Origin of the sequence: Motiliproteus sediminis (assembly GCF_017912535.1) — a bacterium.
GTDB classification, from domain to species: Bacteria; Pseudomonadota; Gammaproteobacteria; order Pseudomonadales; family Balneatricaceae; genus Motiliproteus; species Motiliproteus sediminis.
Map to the genome: position 1 here is coordinate 89,721 of NZ_JAERQK010000008.1, position 16,725 is coordinate 106,445.

Annotated in this window: 19 protein-coding genes; 12 read left to right on the forward strand and 7 right to left on the reverse strand. The window is 60.2% G+C overall.

What is annotated here, in order from left to right:
• Window positions 1–58 precede the first annotated feature (58 nt).
• The 4 genes from JJQ76_RS13750 to JJQ76_RS13765 all read left to right on the forward strand — a co-directional run bounded on the left by JJQ76_RS13750 (window position 59) and on the right by JJQ76_RS13765 (window position 3,481).
• Window positions 59–376 (forward strand): SCP2 sterol-binding domain-containing protein, encoded by a 318-nt coding sequence (locus JJQ76_RS13750; protein ID WP_210397445.1) that lies wholly within the window; start codon window positions 59–61, stop codon window positions 374–376.
• A gap of 93 nt (window positions 377–469) precedes the next feature.
• Window positions 470–2,158 carry an AMP-binding protein gene (locus JJQ76_RS13755; RefSeq protein ID WP_210397446.1) on the forward strand — a complete coding sequence of 563 codons (1,689 nt, stop codon included), beginning with the start codon at window positions 470–472 and terminating at the stop codon, window positions 2,156–2,158.
• Window positions 2,155–2,718: a DUF2889 domain-containing protein gene (locus tag JJQ76_RS13760; protein ID WP_210397447.1), complete on the forward strand. Its 564-nt coding sequence runs from the start codon at window positions 2,155–2,157 to the stop codon at window positions 2,716–2,718. The genes JJQ76_RS13755 and JJQ76_RS13760 overlap by 4 nt, the downstream gene beginning before the upstream one ends.
• A gap of 10 nt (window positions 2,719–2,728) precedes the next feature.
• Window positions 2,729–3,481 carry an enoyl-CoA hydratase/isomerase family protein gene (locus JJQ76_RS13765; RefSeq protein WP_210397448.1) on the forward strand — a complete coding sequence of 251 codons (753 nt, stop codon included), beginning with the start codon at window positions 2,729–2,731 and terminating at the stop codon, window positions 3,479–3,481.
• Window positions 3,482–3,501: 20 nt separating this feature from the next.
• Here the strand turns inward: JJQ76_RS13765 and JJQ76_RS13770 are convergent, their stop codons facing one another.
• The 4 genes from JJQ76_RS13770 to JJQ76_RS13785 form a co-directional block, all read right to left on the reverse strand.
• Window positions 3,502–4,446 carry a zinc metalloprotease HtpX gene (locus tag JJQ76_RS13770; RefSeq protein ID WP_210397449.1) on the reverse strand — a complete coding sequence of 315 codons (945 nt, stop codon included), beginning with the start codon at window positions 4,444–4,446 and terminating at the stop codon, window positions 3,502–3,504.
• Between the two features lie 17 nt (window positions 4,447–4,463).
• Entirely contained in the window at window positions 4,464–5,822 is a 1,359-nt protein-coding gene (locus JJQ76_RS13775) for a DegQ family serine endoprotease (protein ID WP_210397450.1), read from the reverse strand.
• Between the two features lie 135 nt (window positions 5,823–5,957).
• On the reverse strand, window positions 5,958–6,407 hold the full coding sequence (locus tag JJQ76_RS13780; protein ID WP_210397451.1) for an Hsp20 family protein: 450 nt from the start codon (window positions 6,405–6,407) through the stop codon (window positions 5,958–5,960).
• A gap of 116 nt (window positions 6,408–6,523) precedes the next feature.
• Window positions 6,524–7,297, reverse strand: a complete 774-nt coding sequence (locus tag JJQ76_RS13785) for a sulfite exporter TauE/SafE family protein (RefSeq protein ID WP_210397452.1) — start codon at window positions 7,295–7,297, stop codon at window positions 6,524–6,526.
• Window positions 7,298–7,424: 127 nt separating this feature from the next.
• Between JJQ76_RS13785 and JJQ76_RS13790 the strand changes: the two genes are divergently transcribed.
• Complete coding sequence (locus JJQ76_RS13790) at window positions 7,425–7,994, forward strand: helix-turn-helix domain-containing protein (RefSeq protein WP_210397453.1); 570 nt, start codon at window positions 7,425–7,427, stop codon at window positions 7,992–7,994.
• Here the strand turns inward: JJQ76_RS13790 and JJQ76_RS13795 are convergent.
• Window positions 7,979–8,341, reverse strand: coding sequence for a Rap1a/Tai family immunity protein (locus JJQ76_RS13795; protein ID WP_210397454.1), 363 nt, complete (start codon window positions 8,339–8,341; stop codon window positions 7,979–7,981). The two genes, JJQ76_RS13790 and JJQ76_RS13795, sit on opposite strands and share 16 nt — an antisense overlap.
• Window positions 8,342–8,517: 176 nt before the next feature.
• On the opposite strand from JJQ76_RS13795, the gene JJQ76_RS13800 reads away from it, so the two are divergent.
• The 5 genes from JJQ76_RS13800 (at window position 8,518) to JJQ76_RS13820 (ending at window position 13,292) form a co-directional block, all read left to right on the forward strand.
• Entirely contained in the window at window positions 8,518–9,606 is a 1,089-nt protein-coding gene (locus JJQ76_RS13800) for a hypothetical protein (RefSeq protein ID WP_210397455.1), read from the forward strand.
• 46 nt (window positions 9,607–9,652) lie between these two features.
• Complete coding sequence (locus JJQ76_RS13805; protein WP_210397456.1) at window positions 9,653–10,039, forward strand: MAPEG family protein; 387 nt, start codon at window positions 9,653–9,655, stop codon at window positions 10,037–10,039.
• Between the two features lie 112 nt (window positions 10,040–10,151).
• The gene (locus JJQ76_RS13810; protein WP_210397457.1) at window positions 10,152–10,742 is read left to right on the forward strand and encodes a hypothetical protein; all 591 of its coding nucleotides are present in this window, start codon (window positions 10,152–10,154) and stop codon (window positions 10,740–10,742) included.
• 89 nt (window positions 10,743–10,831) lie between these two features.
• Entirely contained in the window at window positions 10,832–11,371 is a 540-nt protein-coding gene (locus tag JJQ76_RS13815) for a glutathione peroxidase (RefSeq protein WP_246480814.1), read from the forward strand.
• A gap of 88 nt (window positions 11,372–11,459) precedes the next feature.
• Entirely contained in the window at window positions 11,460–13,292 is a 1,833-nt protein-coding gene (locus JJQ76_RS13820; RefSeq protein ID WP_210397458.1) for an ABCB family ABC transporter ATP-binding protein/permease, read from the forward strand.
• Here the strand turns inward: JJQ76_RS13820 and JJQ76_RS13825 are convergent.
• Together JJQ76_RS13825 and JJQ76_RS13830 are read right to left on the reverse strand one after the other, a co-directional pair.
• A complete protein-coding gene (locus tag JJQ76_RS13825; protein ID WP_210397459.1) occupies window positions 13,289–13,582 on the reverse strand; it encodes a DUF1330 domain-containing protein in 294 nt (97 codons plus the stop codon). The two genes, JJQ76_RS13820 and JJQ76_RS13825, sit on opposite strands and share 4 nt — an antisense overlap.
• A gap of 2 nt (window positions 13,583–13,584) precedes the next feature.
• On the reverse strand, window positions 13,585–14,160 hold the full coding sequence (locus tag JJQ76_RS13830; RefSeq protein WP_210397460.1) for a flavodoxin family protein: 576 nt from the start codon (window positions 14,158–14,160) through the stop codon (window positions 13,585–13,587).
• 211 nt (window positions 14,161–14,371) lie between these two features.
• Between JJQ76_RS13830 and JJQ76_RS13835 the strand changes: the two genes are divergently transcribed.
• A complete protein-coding gene (locus tag JJQ76_RS13835) occupies window positions 14,372–14,842 on the forward strand; it encodes a cache domain-containing protein (protein WP_210397461.1) in 471 nt (156 codons plus the stop codon).
• 231 nt (window positions 14,843–15,073) lie between these two features.
• Entirely contained in the window at window positions 15,074–16,594 is a 1,521-nt protein-coding gene (gene exaC, locus JJQ76_RS13840) for an acetaldehyde dehydrogenase ExaC (RefSeq protein WP_210397462.1), read from the forward strand.
• Window positions 16,595–16,725: the final 131 nt, after the last annotated feature.

The window sequence follows — 16,725 nt, forward strand, 5'->3', positions numbered from 1 at the left end:
GCGGAGCATGACCCAACCGCGGAGTTTTGCAGCGGCTCACCACCTCTGGAGAAAGAATATGTCTGATACCAAGCAACTGCTGGATACCATGGTTTCCCGCTTCAACGCTTCTGCTGCCGGTGATCTGGAAGCCGTGTTTCAATATCACATCGAAGAGGGTGGTGATTACTATCTGGAGGTCGCTGATGGCCAGTGCGCACTGAGCGAAGGTGAGCACGATGACGCCAGTGTTACATTGTCGCTGGATCAGGAAACCCTCAGTGAAATTCTCTCCGGCGAGACGGACGGTATGCAAGCCTTCATGGCCGGCCGAGTTAAAGCCGGTGGCAATGTGATGCTGGCCACCCGCTTGGCTGAGCTCTTTCCCCTGGCGTAACGTCAACGCCGGAGGCTGCTAGCGGCCTCCGGCGTTTGTTCGTCTGTACGCCTTCCTGGCGACCCATAACAAGCATAAATAGCAGGGAAAACCATGAATGCCGTGCTTGAAGAACCGGCTCGCGACGCCGGTGACTGCTGTTTTTTACCCGCCATCAACCCCGATGGGTTTGATACCATCAACGCCGTGTTCCATGACGCGATTCGGCGTTACGGTGATCGGCCCGCGTTCAGTGCGCTGGGCTTGACCCTCAGCTACAAAAATCTGGAACGTCAGTCCCGGGACTTTGCAGCTTACCTGCAGAGCCGAGGACTGAAAGCGGGCGATCGGATTGCGGTACAACTCCCCAACGTAACCCAGTATCCGGTGGTGGTGTTTGGCGCCCTGCGTGCCGGACTCATCGTGGTCAACACCAACCCGCTCTACACCGCGCGGGAGATGCTGCATCAGTTCAACGACTCCAACGCCAAGGCGATCGTGATTCTTGCCAACTGCTGCGACCGGTTGGCGGAGATTCTGCCCGAGACCGGGCTTTCGACGGTGATCGTGACCGAAATCGCCGACATGCACCGACCATTCAAACGTGTCTTGATCAATAGCGTGGTCAAGCGGGTCAAGAAGCTGGTGCCGCCTTACCACCTGCCCACGGCGATCCCCTTTACCCGGGTGATGAAGCAGGGTAAAGGGCTGCCGCTGACCGAGCACCAACCGCAGAATCAGGATCTGGCGGTATTGCAATACACCGGCGGCACCACCGGGGTGGCCAAGGGGGCAATGCTGACCCACGCCAATCTGGTGGCTAACATGCTGCAGTTGCGTGCGCATTTTGGCGACTTCCTGCGCGCGCAGCAGGAGATCTTTATCGGCCCGCTGCCGCTCTACCATATCTATGCCTTCACCCTGCACTGCATGCTGCTCACCAACACCGGTAATCACAGCGTGTTGATCCCCAATCCGCGTGATCTGCGCGGCTTTGTCAAAGAGCTGAAGAAATGGCGATTTACCGGCTTTGCCGGCCTCAACACCCTGTTCGTGGCGCTTGCCAACGATGCCGAGTTCAAGCAGCTTGATTTCACCCCGCTGCGTTTTACCGCCTCTGGCGGTATGGCGTTGACTCAGGCGGGGGCTGCGCTGTGGGAGCAGGTCACCGGCAACCAGGTGATCGAAGGTTACGGCCTGACCGAAACCTCGCCGGGTGCCACCTTCAACAAACCGGATGACATTGTGATCGGCAGCATTGGCTACCCGTTGCCTTACACCGAGGCCAAGGTGATCGATGTCGACGGTAACTCGCTGCCGAGTGGCCAGGCGGGTGAGCTGTGTCTGCGTGGTCCGCAAGTGATGAAGGGCTACTGGCAGCGCGAGGACGAAACCGCCAAGGTCCTCGATGCCGATGGCTGGTTTCGGACCGGTGATATGGCGGAGCAGAGTCCTGATGGCCGGCTGAAGATCGTTGATCGTAAGAAGGACATGATTATCGTCTCCGGTTTCAACGTCTACCCCAACGAAATCGAGGATGTGATCTGCACCATGCCCGGTATCCGTGAGTGCGCCGCCATCGGCGTACCGGATGAAAAGTGCGGCGAAGCGGTGGTGGTTTACGTGGTCGCCCATGATGAGGCGCTGGACGAAGCGGCTGTGCGTACCTACTGCCGCGAACGCCTCACCGCCTACAAGGTACCGCGTTTCGTGCACTTCTGCGACGACCTGCCCAAGAGCAACGTCGGTAAAGTGCTGCGCCGGGCGCTGCGCACCGACCACCAGAATGAGGCGCCGGCATGAGCGGTAACCGTCGCTTACTGCACACCCGCCACGTGGTGTGCCAGGGTTTCGCTCTGGATAACGGCCTGTGGGAGATCGAAGGGCGTATGAGCGACCTCAAGAGCTTTGCCATGCGCAACCCCGATCGCGGTGGCGAGATTCCGCTGGGCGAACCGCTGCACGACATCACCCTGGCGCTGACTCTGGACGCCGAATTGCGCATTCACGCGGTGCGGGTGGCGATGGATGCCACCCCGTTCAAGAGCTGTGCGGCCATCACCGGGGCATTTCAGGCGCTCAAGGGGTTGCGCCTGTTGCCGGGCTTTAGCCGCCAGGCCAAAGAGCTGCTGGGCGGGGTCAAGGGCTGTACCCATCTGCTGGAACTGTTGGCGCCCATCGCCACCACCGCTTACCAGAGCCTGTGGCAGTCGGAAAACGGCTACAACGGCGACGATCCGGCGGTGACCGGGTTTCTGATCAACAGCTGCCACGCCCTCGCCGAAGAGGGTGAGGTGGTGCAGGGGATGGCAGCGCAGCTGGCGTTGCCCGAGGAGCTGGCCACCCGGCTGGTACAAGGATAAAGGAGCACCCATGACCGATCTGGTTCAGTATCAAACCCGGGGCGCCATCGCCGCGATCGTTCTCAATCGCGCGGACAAGAAAAATGCGCTGACAGTCGCCATGTACCAGCGTCTGCTGGAGCTGCTGCAACAGGCCGATGCCGATGAAAGCATACGGGCAATCCATATTACCGGCAGCGGTGACAGCTTCAGTGCCGGTAATGATATCAGTGACTTTATCGCCGCCGGCCAGCAGGCGGTGCATGACAATCCGGCGCTGCGTTTGTTGCATCAGTTGCATCGCCAACGCAAACCACTGGTGGCTGCGGTTAACGGCGTGGCTGTCGGGATCGGCACTACCTTACTGCTGCACTGTGATTTCGCCTATGCGGCCCAATCGGCCCGTTTCAAGCTGCCTTTTGTCGACCTGGGGCTGGTACCGGAGGGCGGTAGCAGTTCACTGTTGCCGCAGATGCTCGGTCACCGACGCGCGGCGGAACTGCTGCTGGCCTGCGAGAGTTTTGGCCCTGACGAGGCAGAGAGCTACGGTATCCTCAATGGCGTCTGCGCTGATGATCAGTTGCTGGCGACCAGTTGGGCGATGGCCGAACGGCTGGCGACCAAGCCGCCACAGGCGTTACAGCAAGCCAAAGCGATGTTGAAGGCCAATAGTGGCCGACCATTGGCAGAGGTCATCGACAGCGAGGTAGAGGAGTTCATGCGCCGGCTATCCAGCCCCGAGGCGCTGCAGGCGTTGAGTGCTTTCGTTCGAGGTAAGGGCTAGGGCCGGTCTCGCGGTAACAGTTAAAACCAGGGCCAGCGCGGCGGCGCGTAAGGGGTGAGGTGGAGCAACTGCGGCGTGCTGCGCAGGTTGCCGATCACTTGCAACGGTGACCAGCGCCGACTGGGTTGCAGCGCCTGCAGTCGGCGGATGCGCTCTTCAGTCGGCGGATGGCTACGTACCTGGGAGGGTTCAGCAGGGGCATGGCGACGGAAAACCAGCCGCTCGAACAAGCTGATATGGGGCGGGTCCAGTCGGCGTAGTGCCTTGATCAGCGGCTGAGGTGAACCGATCAGTTCGGCACTGCCACGGTCCGCTTCAAACTCTCGCGTACGCGACAACGCCATCTGCAGCACAATACTCAGCTGCGGCGCGAGGATCAGCAGCAGCACCAGCAGCCAGGGCATGGTCATGTCGGTGAGCACGATCATCGGCAGGCTGACCATCAGAATCAGCAAGCCGGCAAACGAAAACAGTGCGGTGATGCGGCTGGTGAGGTCGGCAAACCCCATCAGCTGCAGATCGCCATTTCTGATGTGCGCCAGTTCATGCCCCAGCACGCCTATCACCGCTTCCCACTGCAACCGGTTCAGCAACCCTTCCGAGACCGCAATAACCGGGCGATCGGCACTGCCGGTGGTAAACGCATTGGGGGATGGATGGGGGAACAGATACAGCTGCGGCGTCGGCAGGCCGGCACGCTGGCTGAGGGTGCGTAACGCGCCATAGAGTTGCGGTGCCTGGAGGTCAGTGATCGGCTGCGCACGGTGCATGCGCAGCACGATCTGCTGGCTCAGGGATTGGCTGAAGTGGTAGCTCAGCACCACCGCCGTCAGACCGCCCAGGGCAACCGGCCAGCCGCCGAGCAGCCAGCCGATGTAGCCGAGTAGCAGCGCCATCGCCACCGCCAGCAACTGCGACTGCAGCCGGTTACGGGAGCGGTAATGCCTGAGGGTGGCCTGATCCATTGCGGGTTCTCCGTCAGCTACCGATTGGACAAGGCCAAGTACAGAGTAGTGCCCTGACGTTCAATCATCAGTAGCAGTGTAGATCGACTGAGCGAGGCCGCGCGCGCCAGCTCGTCCAGATTGCGCACCCGGATTCGGTTGGCTGCCAGAATACGGTCATCCTGAAGCAGACCGGCGTAAGCGGCCGAACTGCGCGATTCGATTGCGTACACCTGCACGGCGTCGCCCTCTTCGCTATTGCGCAGGGTTGCCCCCTCAAGCTGTGGTGCGAAGCGGCCGCCATCGACACTGAACTGGGCCGGAGAACCCAGCTCGGCGGTCAGGGTGAGGCGCTCACCGTCACGCAACAGGGTGAGTTCGATGGCGGTGCCGACACTCAGCACCGCCAGCTGCGAGCGCAGCTCTGCGGCCTGGCGCTGTGCTTTGCCATTGAGTGCCAGAATGACGTCGCCGGGTTTGAGGCCGGCCCGGTCTGCTGCGGAGTCGGGAACCACCTGACTGACCAATACGCCGCCCTGAGTTGCAGCGAGGCCAAAGGCCTCCGCCAGTTGCGCTGACAAATCCTGCAGGTGAACGCCGAGCAGGCCCCGACGTACCTCACCGTGCTCGCGCAGCTGGTCACTGATGGCGCTGGCCATGTTGCTGGGGATGGCAAAGCCGATACCCACGTTGCCGCCGCCGGGGGCGATAATGGCGGTATTGATGCCGACCAGCTCGCCGCGCAGATTGACCAGCGCGCCGCCGGAGTTGCCGGGATTAATCGACGCATCAGTCTGGATAAAACTTTCATAGCCCTCGATGCCAAGGCCGGTGCGCCCCAGTGCGCTGACGACACCGGTGGTAACCGTCTGGCCGAGACCGAAGGGGTTGCCGATGGCAATGACGAAATCGCCCACCTGCAACTGGTCGGAATCGCTCAGCTGCAACGCGGTCAGGTTGTCCGCCTTGACCTTTAGCAGCGCCAGATCGACGTCCGGATCGGAGCCGATCAGGTCGGCGTTGAGCTCGCGGCCGTCAGTCAGCCCGATGCGGATCTCGTCGGCGCCACCGATGACGTGGTGGTTGGTGATCACCAGACCGGCATTGGCGTCGATGATGACACCTGACCCGGCACTCTGGGGGCGGCGTTGCTGCGGCAGTTGCTGCGGCGGCAGATTGAAGAAACGCCGGAAAAACGGATCGTCGAGCAGCGGGTTACCAGCACGGCGGTGGGTGAAGGTCGAAATATTAACCACCGCCGGAGTGATCTGCTTCAGCAGCGGTGCCAGCGTGGGTAGCGGTTGGTTTTGGGAATCGACCGCTGGCAATGCAGCCTGGGCGGTCAGCGCGGTGGCGAGCAGCGGCAGGCTGAACAACAGGGCGCGCAGTGCGTTCATGGTGGTCTCCTCGCGAGTTGCCGGTCCTGTGGGCGTTGGTGATTGATCCGGCCGGCAAACCCTGAGCGGGCAGAGGAGGGGGGCAGGGTCGCCGCAGCGAACTGCGGCGACCGGGTTTGCTACGCCGGACGCGGGTTAGCTTTTACCGCCTTCGAGCAGCGGGCTGTCGCCAATTTCGATCCGGCGCGGCTTCATCGCTTCGGGAATTTCGCGCTCCAGATCGATATGCAGCAAGCCGTTCTCCAGACTGGCATCAATTACCTTGACGTAATCGGCCAGCTGAAAGCGGCGTTCAAAACCGCGTTCGGCGATGCCCTGGTAGAGGAAGCGACGATCGCTGTCCTCGCCCTGATCGCCGGGCTTGGCGCCTTTTACCACCAGGGTGTTGGCCTGGCTCTGGATCTCCAGGTCTGCTTTGGTGAAGCCGGCCACGGCCATGGTGATACGGTATTTGTTGTCGTCCATCAGTTCGATGTTATACGGGGGGTAACCACCCTGAGAGTTAGCCGAGGCGTTCTCGATCAGGTTGGCGAGACGGTCGAAACCGATGGATGAACGGTACAAGGGTGCAAAGTCGATATGCATGGTCATATCCTCCAGTTGAGCAATATGTCTGGTTCGTGCCCTTCCATTGGAACGGGCGGTTTAGCGGTCCCTGTCGGCGACCGCTATTTCCCTAGATAGGGTTGCTCAGAACGATTTCAAGAGGCCAGCAAGCCAAATTCGTGCAGTGCTTCCCACACCAGCTTGGTGCCGGTGATCAGCAGTAACAGATAACAGATCAGGTAGAACCGTTGCTCGTTGACCCGGTGGTGCAACCAGATACCGATACTGACGCCAATCGGCGCCAGTATCACCAAAGTCGCTGAGGTCGAAAGGTTGGTGCTGTCAAACTGGCCGAGCAGAAAGTACGGCAACACTTTGACCATGTTGACCACCGCGTAAAAAATCACCGTGGTGCCGGCAAACAACGATTTTTCCAGCTTCTGCGGCAGCAGATAGATATTCAACGGCGGCCCGCCAGCGTGAACACTGAAGCTGGTAAAGCCGGCCAGGGTGCCCCAGAAACTGCCGCGCAGGGGGTCGGCCGCCCGCGCCGGCTGTGGGCCGTGGCGAAGCTGCTTGTAGAAGTAGTTGGCGGTAAACAGGATGGCGATGGTACCGATCAGCAGCTTGATATCGGCTTCGGTCATGTAGCGGAAGGTGAGCGCGGCGATGGTAATTCCCACCACCGCCGAGGGCAGAATGATCTTGAGGTTGGTACGATCGTAACGGCCGCGAAAACCCCACAGACTGACCAGATCCATAACGATCAGAATCGGCAGCATGATGGCGGCAGCCTGAAAGGGTGATATCGCCATCGACATCAAGGGCACGGCCAGCATTCCCAGACCGCCACCCAGCCCCCCTTTGGAGATACCAACGATCAACACGGCGGGAATCGCGACGGCGAAAAAAAGCGGATCGGTGATCACGTGCGGCACTCCGGCGGACAGCAAAGCGCCAGCCTACCGGAGGGCGTGGCCGGGTGCCAGTGGCAGATGCAGCCGGGCGACGGCTCGGTTACACTGGCGCCAGTCAGAAGCCGGAGTCACCTGATCCATGGAACGTGCCACCCCCAATCTCGGCGCTGCGCTCAAGCAGGAGCGCAAGCGCCAGGGCCTCAATCTGTCGCAGCTGGCAGAGCGCTGCGGGGTATCGCGCTCCATGCTGTCCGAGATCGAACGCGGTAACGCCAATCCGACCTTTACCTCGTTGTGGAACATTACCCAGGCGTTGGGGGTGACCATCGACGAACTCACCCGGCGTTGTCAGAACCGGCCACCGGCGTTTATCGAGTCCCTTAGCGGATTGCAGACGCCAATTATGGTCAGTGACGACGGTGGCTGCGAACTGCGGGCGCTGAACCCCTTGTCGACGGCAACCGAATTCGAGTGGTACGAACTGCGCTTCCAGCCGGGTGCGGCGCTGCACTCCCAGCCCCACGCGCTGGGCACCGTGGAGCATCTGTCGCTGCTCGAAGGGGAGCTGGCGGTACGGTTGAATAACCAGCTGCAGCAAACTATCGATAATCGGGGAACCCTGCGCTATCCGGCCGATGTGCCGCACAGCATCATCAACGAAGGCAGCCGCGAGGCGCGCGCACTACTGGTGCTTCAGCGGCAGGGATAGCGCTCGCGCAGCGCCCTGACCGCCACCAGAGTTTCGTTTTGCAGCCGGGCTTCCGGTCGTGCTTCCAGATAATCGACCACCAACCGTGCGTTGGCGCTGTGGCTCAGGGTCGTTTCACCGAGACAGAAAAACGCTTGCTGCCCCAGCTTGCGTTCGTAGATGGCGTTGAGTTCGCGTATTCCCTGCAGCAGGCCGAAACAGTATGCACCGGCGGTGCGCTGGGCGGCGGAGCTACTCGCCAGCCCCTCAGCTGCCGGACGACAACGCTGCAGCAGGTATTCTCCATCGGCGAACGCCGGTAGCGGATTCAGGGTCAACAACAGAACAGCAAGGGGCGCTTTTTTCATTGCCAGGCTCCGGTTGTCTGCGCTATATCAAAAATTTAACGGGTGCTCTTGTGCTATTTTTCGTCTAGCTTCGGCTGTAGTGGATGCTGAGTCAACGGCGACAGGGAGGGGGCACTACACTAATGGTGTTGAAACCTCTACTTTATTTGCCTGCACGCCAGGGCTAGGGACAGATTATGGGCGCCAAAGTCGCACTGTTTTTTTTACTCGATAGCAGCAAGGCTGCCACGCCGCAGAACTACGGCATGCAGTTGCCAATCCAAAAGGTCGCACCCCTTTACGACTCCCTCAACGGAACCTGTCGCTTTGCCAAGATGAGCTTTCCCGACAGCACCGTGTATGGGTTGAGCTACTTCAAAAAGCCGTTTCATGTCGACATGCTGGTGGTGGTCAAGGAGCTGGAAAACTTCTCTTACGCCACCATCACCAGCCAGTGTCAGGCGCAGTTGGCCAAGATTCTCAACGTCAAAGAACAGTTTTTCCATGCCGACTATCTGCACCGTGCTTTATGGCTGCCGCGGGGGCTGCAGAAGCAGGAGTTCGTCAACCTGGTCAGTCTTTACAGCGGTGATCCCGATCCCAAACTGGACAGCGTATCGCGCCTTGATGCCAAAGATTACTGGGTGATGAACTGGCGCGAGGGGTTTATCTTCGGGGGGCGTAATGAGGCTGATTTCAGCCGTTCGCTGGCGCTCTACGGTTTAGGCCTGGCGTATCACCGGGTGATGTCCAAAGCGATCAACCAGCTCGCCCAGGCGGCCGATACCGGCGGTGACGCGCTGATGGGGCTGAAGATCGAAGCCGGTCGTTTTCGGGCCCAGTATCATTTTGACAATCCGGTCCGTCCCAGTCATACGGAGCTGGCCGACGTCTACAACCATATGGTGAAGTCGCTACGGCTGCCTGCGGTGAAAGCGGAGTTCGACCTCAAGCTTGAGGCGGTTACCGCGCTGACCCAACTGAAGCAGAACCGTTCACGCCTGGGTGGCGAGGGGGGGCTGGGTGACCTGTTCCGGCGGGATCATGGTGACGAACCAGCGGCTGGCGCCATTGGTGGTGCGACGCGAGGTGCTATGCCTCCGGTACCAAAACACAAGTCGGAGTCGCATACGCCCCGCCGGCGTCGACCGCTGCTTTGGATTTTGTTGCTGCTGGCTCTGCTGGCGGCGGGCTATTGGTACCTGCCGGGGGAGTACAAGCAGCAACTGAGCGATGCGGTGCCCAAACCGGCGGCTACCTCCCCGGTTCCTGCGCCTTCCCAGTAGTGGATATGGCCGCTTTGGCGTTCAGGCCTGATGGGGTGAATCGCTGGTGACATTACCGTTCTGGTGCCTGTTGGCGGCGCTGCTGTTTACCCTGTTAAGCAAAGTGCCGATGAATATTCTTGGTGCGCGCCAGCAGCCCTACGACAATCATATGCCGCGCATGCAGCAGGCCGGGTACCGCGGTGCGGCCCATCGCGCCTGGGCCGCGCACCAGAATATGCAAGAGGCGTTCGCGCCCTTTGCGGCGGCCGTGGTGGTGAGTCATCTGGGGCATGCCAATGAACTGGTGGCCACGTTCTGGTGCCTGCTGTTTCTGCTCGCGCGTCTGCTTTACCAGTTGTTTTATCTGCTTGATCGTCCCACCTTGCGTTCGTTGAGTTGGGGGGCCGGCTGGTTGGCAACGGTGCTGCTATTTATCAGTCCTTTGATCTGAGTAAAAACATTAATTACCTGGGGTTATTTTTTTACGCCAGCTGCTCGATTAAGCTAGCAAGCAGTTAGTAATCTGCAGAGCATGGATGCCGCTGCCCACTGAGGTTGTCAACATGGAACGTCGTGCCCCCTTGCCATCCGCGGCGAGCGGAAACAGAGCTAAACCCAAACGCTACCTTGGCAAAGTTCGCGTCTATCTGCGTGATCAGGGGGTGGGTTACATCCAGCTGAAAGAGCGCGAATTTCGCTTTGGGGTGACGGATTTTATTGGTGACGAACAGCCGGTCGAGGGCGATGTCGTCAGTTTTGTTCCGCAGCTCCTCAGTGACCAGTATCGCGCCCGTCATATCCGTATCGAACGGCGCGCGGCGGATCGTCTTGACACCCCAGCCGAGCGCTTGGCGCGCGAGGTACGCCCGGAGTCCGCTGAAACCGTTCGTGCAGCAAAAACCCGTGCGCCCGTTCACGTGGCTAACCCCAAGGCGCGGGACCATGTGCGGTGCGGCAGTTGCAGCAGGCTGGTGATTCCCAAAGTGGTGCGGGTCAAGTCCCGCCTGTTCGGTGGCCAGGCGCGCTGGGTTGAATCCTGTCCGCGCTGCAAAGGGTCGCTGGATGGCAAAACCTCGTCACTACGCATGCTCTGGGGTGCCACCGCGGCCATGGTTGGTGGCGCGGTGGTGGTGACCCGCAGCTTCTTTTTTTAGTCCGATTTCTCTCTGGTAGCGCTGATCCGATCTGCTTGCCTGAGCGTAGTACTCGGGTATAAGCTGGAAGCACGACAGGAGAGCCCCTTATGCTACGTATCATGGTGCTGTTGCTGGCGGCGTTGCTCGCCCGGAATGGGGTCGCCGCAGAGTGTCCGGACAGCCTCGATCATCAGGTCCGTCCGTTGGCGGGCGGCGAACCGACCCATCTGTGTGAGGCGTATGCCGGGCAGGTGATTCTGGTGGTCAATACCGCCAGCAAATGCGGTTACACCTATCAGTATGGTGGGCTGGAGCATCTCTATGACCGCTACCGCGATCGGGGTTTTGTAGTGCTGGGGTTCCCCTCCAACGATTTTGGCTCCCAGGAGCCCGGTAGCGAAGCCCAGATTCAGGCGTTTTGCCGCGATACCTACAGTGTTCAGTTTCCCATGTTCCAGAAAGTTCACGCCGCCGAGGGCAAGGCGCATCCGCTGTTTGACCGCCTGGCGCAAGAGTCCGGCCGTTATCCGCGCTGGAACTTTCACAAGTATCTGATCGGTCGCGATGGCCGGGTGGTGGCCGACTGGCGTAGCAGCACGGAGCCGGAAGACGCCGAGATCATAGCGGCGATCGAAGCGCAGCTGTAGTGTTCCGGTTTGCTTCCCTGCCGGCGCTGTTGGCAGTAGGCTAGGCAGCTTGCTCCGGTAGTAGCCGGAAAGTGAATAGGAAGCCTCTATGCGCGGACAGCGACGTCCTGCCTCGGAAAAGAACTACAGCCGTACTCTTGATCGCCACCAAGCCTGGCAAGTGATTCGCCAGATCTGGCCCTACCTGTGGGATTTCCGCCGCCGGATGGCGGTCGCCTTTGTGTTGTTGGTGGCGGCCAAACTGGCGACCGTGACAATGCCCTGGGCGCTCAAGCAGATTGTGGACGGGCTGGACTCGGCCCAGCAGAGCCTGATTCTGGTGCCGGTTTCCATGCTGCTGTTCTACGGGCTGCTGCGTTTTTCTGCCTCTTTTCTCAACGATGCCCGCGACACCGTGTTTACTCGGGTGACGGAGAGAGCCATGCGGCGAATGGTGCTCAAGGTGTTCCGTCACTTGCACCAGCTCGATCTCGACTTTCACCTCTCGCGCCAGACCGGCGGTATCTCCCGTGATATCGAACGGGGGGGCAACGGTTTCGGTTTTCTGATGCGGATGCTGGTGTTCAATATCGTGCCGACGCTGATAGAGATCGGTCTGGTGGCGGCCATTTTGCTATTCAATTTCAGTCCCTGGTACGCGGTGATCATTCTGGCCTCGGTCGGTGTTTACATCGGTTTCACCGTCTGGACGACGGAGTGGCGTACCCGCTTCGTGCGTGAAATGAACGAGTTGGACAACCGCACCAATACGCGTGCCGTCGACAGCCTCCTCAACTACGAGACGGTCAAATACTTCAACAACGAAGAGCATGAAGCCCTCTACTACGATCAGAATCTGGCGGAGTGGGAGCGCGCCCGGTTAAAAACCCGGTTGACCCTGATGCTGCTCAATGGCGGTCAGATGCTGATTGTCTCTGCCGGGATGGTGGCGATGCTGTGGCTGGCGGCGGACGAAGTGGTGGCCGGCACCATCACCCTGGGCTCGCTGGTGATGATCAACGCCTACGTGTTGCAGCTGTTCATGCCGCTCAACTTTTTGGGCACGGTCTATCGGGAGGTGCGCCGTGCACTGACCGATATCGAGAACATGATGGCGTTGCTGCGGCGTAGCCCCAAGGTACAGGATGAGGCCGGCGCGGCGGCGCTCACGGTAAGCCGGGGGCGAATAGAGTTCCGTGACCTGCACTTTCACTACCACCCGCAGCGGCCGATCCTCAAAGGGGTCAGCTTTACCATTGAACCGGGTGAAAAGGTGGCCATCGTCGGCCCCAGTGGCGCCGGCAAATCAACCCTGGCCCGCCTACTGTTCCGGTTCTACGACGCCACCAGCGGCGATATTCTGATCGACGGCCAGTCATTGCGTTCGGTAACCCAGCTCAGCCTGCGCCAGGCGATCGGCGTGGTGCCCCAGGACACGGTGCTGTTCAACGACACCTTGGCCAGCAATGTTGCCTATGGCGATCCGGAGGCAGAACCAGAGGCGGTGAAACGGGCCATCGATATGGCGCACCTGAGTGACTTTGTGGCGCAGTTACCCGAGGGCGATCGAACGCAGGTGGGGGAGCGGGGGCTCAAAGTCTCCGGTGGCGAAAAACAGCGTATCGCCATTGCCCGAGTGATACTCAAGAATCCGCCTATTCTGATCTTTGACGAAGCCACCTCAGCGCTGGATTCCGATGCCGAACGCGCGATTCTGGAAGCGATGCGGGAGCTGGCGGAAAATCGCACGACCCTGGTCATCGCTCACCGGTTGTCCACCATCGTCGATGCAGACCGGATTCTGGTGCTGGATCAGGGACGGATCGCCGAAAGCGGCACCCATGAGCAGCTGCTGCGGCAGGATGGCCACTACGCTCGCTTGTGGCGACTGCAGCAGCGTCAACAGATCGCGCCGGTCGGGGATGCTCCCCAGAACGCCTAACAGCCTTCCACCACCACGACATTGACCTTGGCGCTTTGTTGGCGCAGCGCTTTCCAGGGTTGGTATGCGGCTGAGTTGTACCAGTGGTAAAACTGCACCAGCTGCGGAAACTCGTGCACCACCATGCGGCCCTCAGGCCAGTGCCCTTCCAGTACTGTGCCGGCGGCACCCTTGACCAGAAAGCGACCGCCGTATGGGCGAAGGGTGGGCTGATGTCCCTCCACATAGCGGTCAAAGGCGGCGGCGTCGGTGATCTCCAGTATGGTTACCAGACAGTAGGCCTTGGCCATGGTCAGCAGCGCCAGCGCTTGGCCAACTGGGCAATCCGTTCCCCGAACTGTCGGGCAGTGGCCAGATCACCGGGCAGCGGGCCCTGGCTGGTATCAGCGTCAGAGGGAGACTGGGCCATCAGCCCACAGTAAGCGCCGAGATAGTTAATATCGTTACGGTCGGCAGCCAGGCTGTTGGCGGGCATCATGCCGGCGCTGGCCCAGACCATGCTGTGTTGCATGGCCAGAGTGAACAGGTAGTGAAGTGTCGAGAGCTTGTCCCCGTTCATCGACGCGGAGTTGGTAAATCCGGCGGCCAGTTTGTCTTTCCAGCCCTGTTCGAACCAGATCTTGCTGCTGGCGTCGGCAAACTTCTTGAACTGCCAGGAGACACTGCCCATGTAGGTGGGTGAACCGAACACGATGGCGTCGGCCGCGGCCAGGGTTTCCCAGTTGTCATCCGACAGCTCGCCCGCTTCATCAATCGGCATCAACTCGGCGTCACTATCGGCAACGGAAGCCATGCCGGCCCGTACCGCTTCGGCCTGTTTCTGCGTGTGGCCGTAGCCGCTGTGATAGACGACAACCAGCTTGGTCATAACGTACTCCCCGGTCGGTAAACGAGTGAAACTGCGGCGCATGCGAGGCGCCGTTGTCACTCTAGGGTAGTGGAAAAATTAGCCGGCTGCGGGGAGCTGTCCTCCCGAAGTAGTAGCCAATCGGTCGCAAGGTAGCATTGGCGGGCAGGTGCCACCCCCCTAGTCTCGATAGCCATATCTGACCACTGGCCGACCCCTTGAGGAGTGAACTATGCGACCGATGACCCGACTGACCGCAGTGCTGCTGGCGCTGTTGACCCTGCTGCCTGCGGTGGCGAATGCCGACCGCGGCACCTCACGGCAGGCGAAGTTGCTGCTGGATAATGCCATTCTCGAGCTGGAGAAAAGCGGTCCTGAGGCCGCCTTTGCCAGTTTCAATAACCCCAGTGGCCCCTTTGTGCAAAAGGATCTGTATATCTTTGCCATCGACATGAAGGGTAAATACTACGCCTCCGGGGCTAATCCGGCGCTGGTAGGCAGCAGTTTGGCGGAGGTCTCTGATGCCGCCGGTACGCCGGTCGGTCAGCAGATTCTCAAACTGGCTGAGGTCATGGGTTACGGCATCGTGGAATATGAGTGGCTTAACCGCCAGAGCAACGATGTAGAGCACAAGTTCAGCCGCATTCGCCGGGTCGGTGACTACGTGCTGGGGGTTGGCTTTTACCTGCCGGAAACCGACTGAATCTTCGTTCTCCGTTCTTCTTTGCTTGGGCGCCTGACGGCGCCCTTTTTATTAATTACTAATAAGTTAGCTGGAGGATACGGGTGCAATCGGGCGTACGACCATCGGCCTAGTACCTGAGCGCCAAAGTACCATTTTGACGGGTCGTGAGCGGCGCTAGTCTGCTGGTGACTCACGGAGCTATAGCCAAATGCTCCGCTATAACAACAGCAACACGATAGGGATACACAGATGATCTACGCAAATCCAGGTGCACAGGGAGCCGTCGTCTCCTTTGAAAGTCGTTACGGCAATTACATTGGCGGTCAGTGGAAAGAGCCTACCGAAGGCCGCTATTTCAGCAACACCAGCCCGGTTACCGGCGAGGTGATCGCCGAAATTCCGCGCTCCTGTGCCAAGGATGTCGAGCTGGCGCTGGATGCCGCCCATGCGGCCAAAGATGGCTGGGGGCGGACCTCGGTCACCGAACGATCCAACATCCTGCTGAAAATCGCTGACCGCATTGAAGCCAATCTGGAGAAGCTGGCGGTGGCGGAGAGCTGGGATAACGGCAAGGCGGTACGCGAAACGCTGGCTGCCGATGTGCCGCTGTCCGCCGACCATTTCCGTTATTTTGCAGGCTGCATCCGTGCCCAGGAAGGCAGCCTGGCCGAGATTGACGAGAACACCGCTGCGTACCACTTCCATGAGCCACTGGGTGTGGTCGGCCAGATCATTCCCTGGAACTTTCCGCTGTTGATGGCGGCCTGGAAGCTGGCACCGGCGCTGGCCGCAGGTAACTGTGTGATCCTCAAGCCCGCCGAGCAGACCCCCATGTCGATCATGGTGCTGGCCGAGATCATCGGCGACCTGCTGCCGGCGGGTGTGCTCAACATTGTGCAGGGTTTTGGTGCCGAAGCGGGGCAGGCGCTGGCCACCAGCACCCGGATTGCCAAGATTGCCTTCACCGGCTCCACTCCAGTGGGCTCGCATATCCTCAAGTGCGCGGCGGAGAACATCATTCCCTCAACCGTCGAGTTGGGTGGTAAGTCGCCGAACATCTACTTCAATGACATCCTCGATCACGAAGATGACTATCTCAGCAAGTGCGTGGAGGGCGCGGTACTGGCGTTCTTCAACCAGGGTGAGGTCTGTACCTGCCCGTCGCGCCTGCTGGTGCAGGAAGGCGCCTACGAAAAGTTCATCGGCATGGTGATCGAGCGCGCCGGCCACATCAAGCGTGGCAACCCGCTGGATACCGATACCATGGTGGGTGCGCAGGCGTCGCAAGAGCAGTTTGACAAGATCATGGGGTATCTGGAGATCGGTCGTAACGAAGGTGCTGAGGTGTTGCTCGGTGGCCAGGCGGCCGAAGTGGGTGCCGAGTATGGCGGCGGCTTCTACGTTCAGCCCACCATTCTCAAGGGCAACAACTCCATGCGCGTATTCCAGGAGGAGATCTTTGGCCCGGTGATCAGCGTCACCACCTTCAAGGACGAAGCGGAAGCGCTGGCGATCGCTAACGATACCGAATTCGGCCTCGGTGCCGGTGTCTGGACCCGCGACATGAACCGCGCCTACAAGATGGGCCGCGGCATTCAGGCCGGGCGCGTCTGGACCAACTGCTACCACGCCTATCCGGCACACGCCGCTTTTGGTGGCTACAAGAAGTCCGGTATCGGCCGCGAAACCCACAAGATGATGCTGGATCACTACCAGCAGACCAAGAACCTGCTGGTGAGCTACAGCACCAGCCCGCTGGGTTTCTTCTGAGTCCTGCCAACCCCGCCGCCCTGGCGCGGCGGGGACCCCTGTCGGGACGCTTTGCTTCATTCCGACGATCTTAGTGGTTATGCTTTCCACAACCGGTGCTTTGCTACCGGTTTTTGTTTTTGGCTCCGGTC

What these genes read in the sequence shown, in the direction of transcription:
- JJQ76_RS13750 (WP_210397445.1), top strand. Translation starts at nt 59, where the DNA reads ATGTCTGATACCAAGCAACTGCTGGATACCATGGTTTCCCGCTTCAAC.
- JJQ76_RS13755 (WP_210397446.1), top strand. Translation starts at nt 470, where the DNA reads ATGAATGCCGTGCTTGAAGAACCGGCTCGCGACGCCGGTGACTGCTGT.
- JJQ76_RS13760 (WP_210397447.1), top strand. Translation starts at nt 2,155, where the DNA reads ATGAGCGGTAACCGTCGCTTACTGCACACCCGCCACGTGGTGTGCCAG.
- JJQ76_RS13765 (WP_210397448.1), top strand. Translation starts at nt 2,729, where the DNA reads ATGACCGATCTGGTTCAGTATCAAACCCGGGGCGCCATCGCCGCGATC.
- JJQ76_RS13770 (WP_210397449.1), bottom strand. Translation starts at nt 4,446, where the DNA reads ATGGATCAGGCCACCCTCAGGCATTACCGCTCCCGTAACCGGCTGCAG.
- JJQ76_RS13775 (WP_210397450.1), bottom strand. Translation starts at nt 5,822, where the DNA reads ATGAACGCACTGCGCGCCCTGTTGTTCAGCCTGCCGCTGCTCGCCACC.
- JJQ76_RS13780 (WP_210397451.1), bottom strand. Translation starts at nt 6,407, where the DNA reads ATGCATATCGACTTTGCACCCTTGTACCGTTCATCCATCGGTTTCGAC.
- JJQ76_RS13790 (WP_210397453.1), top strand. Translation starts at nt 7,425, where the DNA reads ATGGAACGTGCCACCCCCAATCTCGGCGCTGCGCTCAAGCAGGAGCGC.
- JJQ76_RS13795 (WP_210397454.1), bottom strand. Translation starts at nt 8,341, where the DNA reads ATGAAAAAAGCGCCCCTTGCTGTTCTGTTGTTGACCCTGAATCCGCTA.
- JJQ76_RS13800 (WP_210397455.1), top strand. Translation starts at nt 8,518, where the DNA reads ATGGGCGCCAAAGTCGCACTGTTTTTTTTACTCGATAGCAGCAAGGCT.
- JJQ76_RS13810 (WP_210397457.1), top strand. Translation starts at nt 10,152, where the DNA reads ATGGAACGTCGTGCCCCCTTGCCATCCGCGGCGAGCGGAAACAGAGCT.
- JJQ76_RS13815 (WP_246480814.1), top strand. Translation starts at nt 10,832, where the DNA reads ATGCTACGTATCATGGTGCTGTTGCTGGCGGCGTTGCTCGCCCGGAAT.
- JJQ76_RS13820 (WP_210397458.1), top strand. Translation starts at nt 11,460, where the DNA reads ATGCGCGGACAGCGACGTCCTGCCTCGGAAAAGAACTACAGCCGTACT.
- JJQ76_RS13825 (WP_210397459.1), bottom strand. Translation starts at nt 13,582, where the DNA reads ATGGCCAAGGCCTACTGTCTGGTAACCATACTGGAGATCACCGACGCC.
- JJQ76_RS13830 (WP_210397460.1), bottom strand. Translation starts at nt 14,160, where the DNA reads ATGACCAAGCTGGTTGTCGTCTATCACAGCGGCTACGGCCACACGCAG.
- JJQ76_RS13835 (WP_210397461.1), top strand. Translation starts at nt 14,372, where the DNA reads ATGCGACCGATGACCCGACTGACCGCAGTGCTGCTGGCGCTGTTGACC.
- exaC (WP_210397462.1), top strand. Translation starts at nt 15,074, where the DNA reads ATGATCTACGCAAATCCAGGTGCACAGGGAGCCGTCGTCTCCTTTGAA.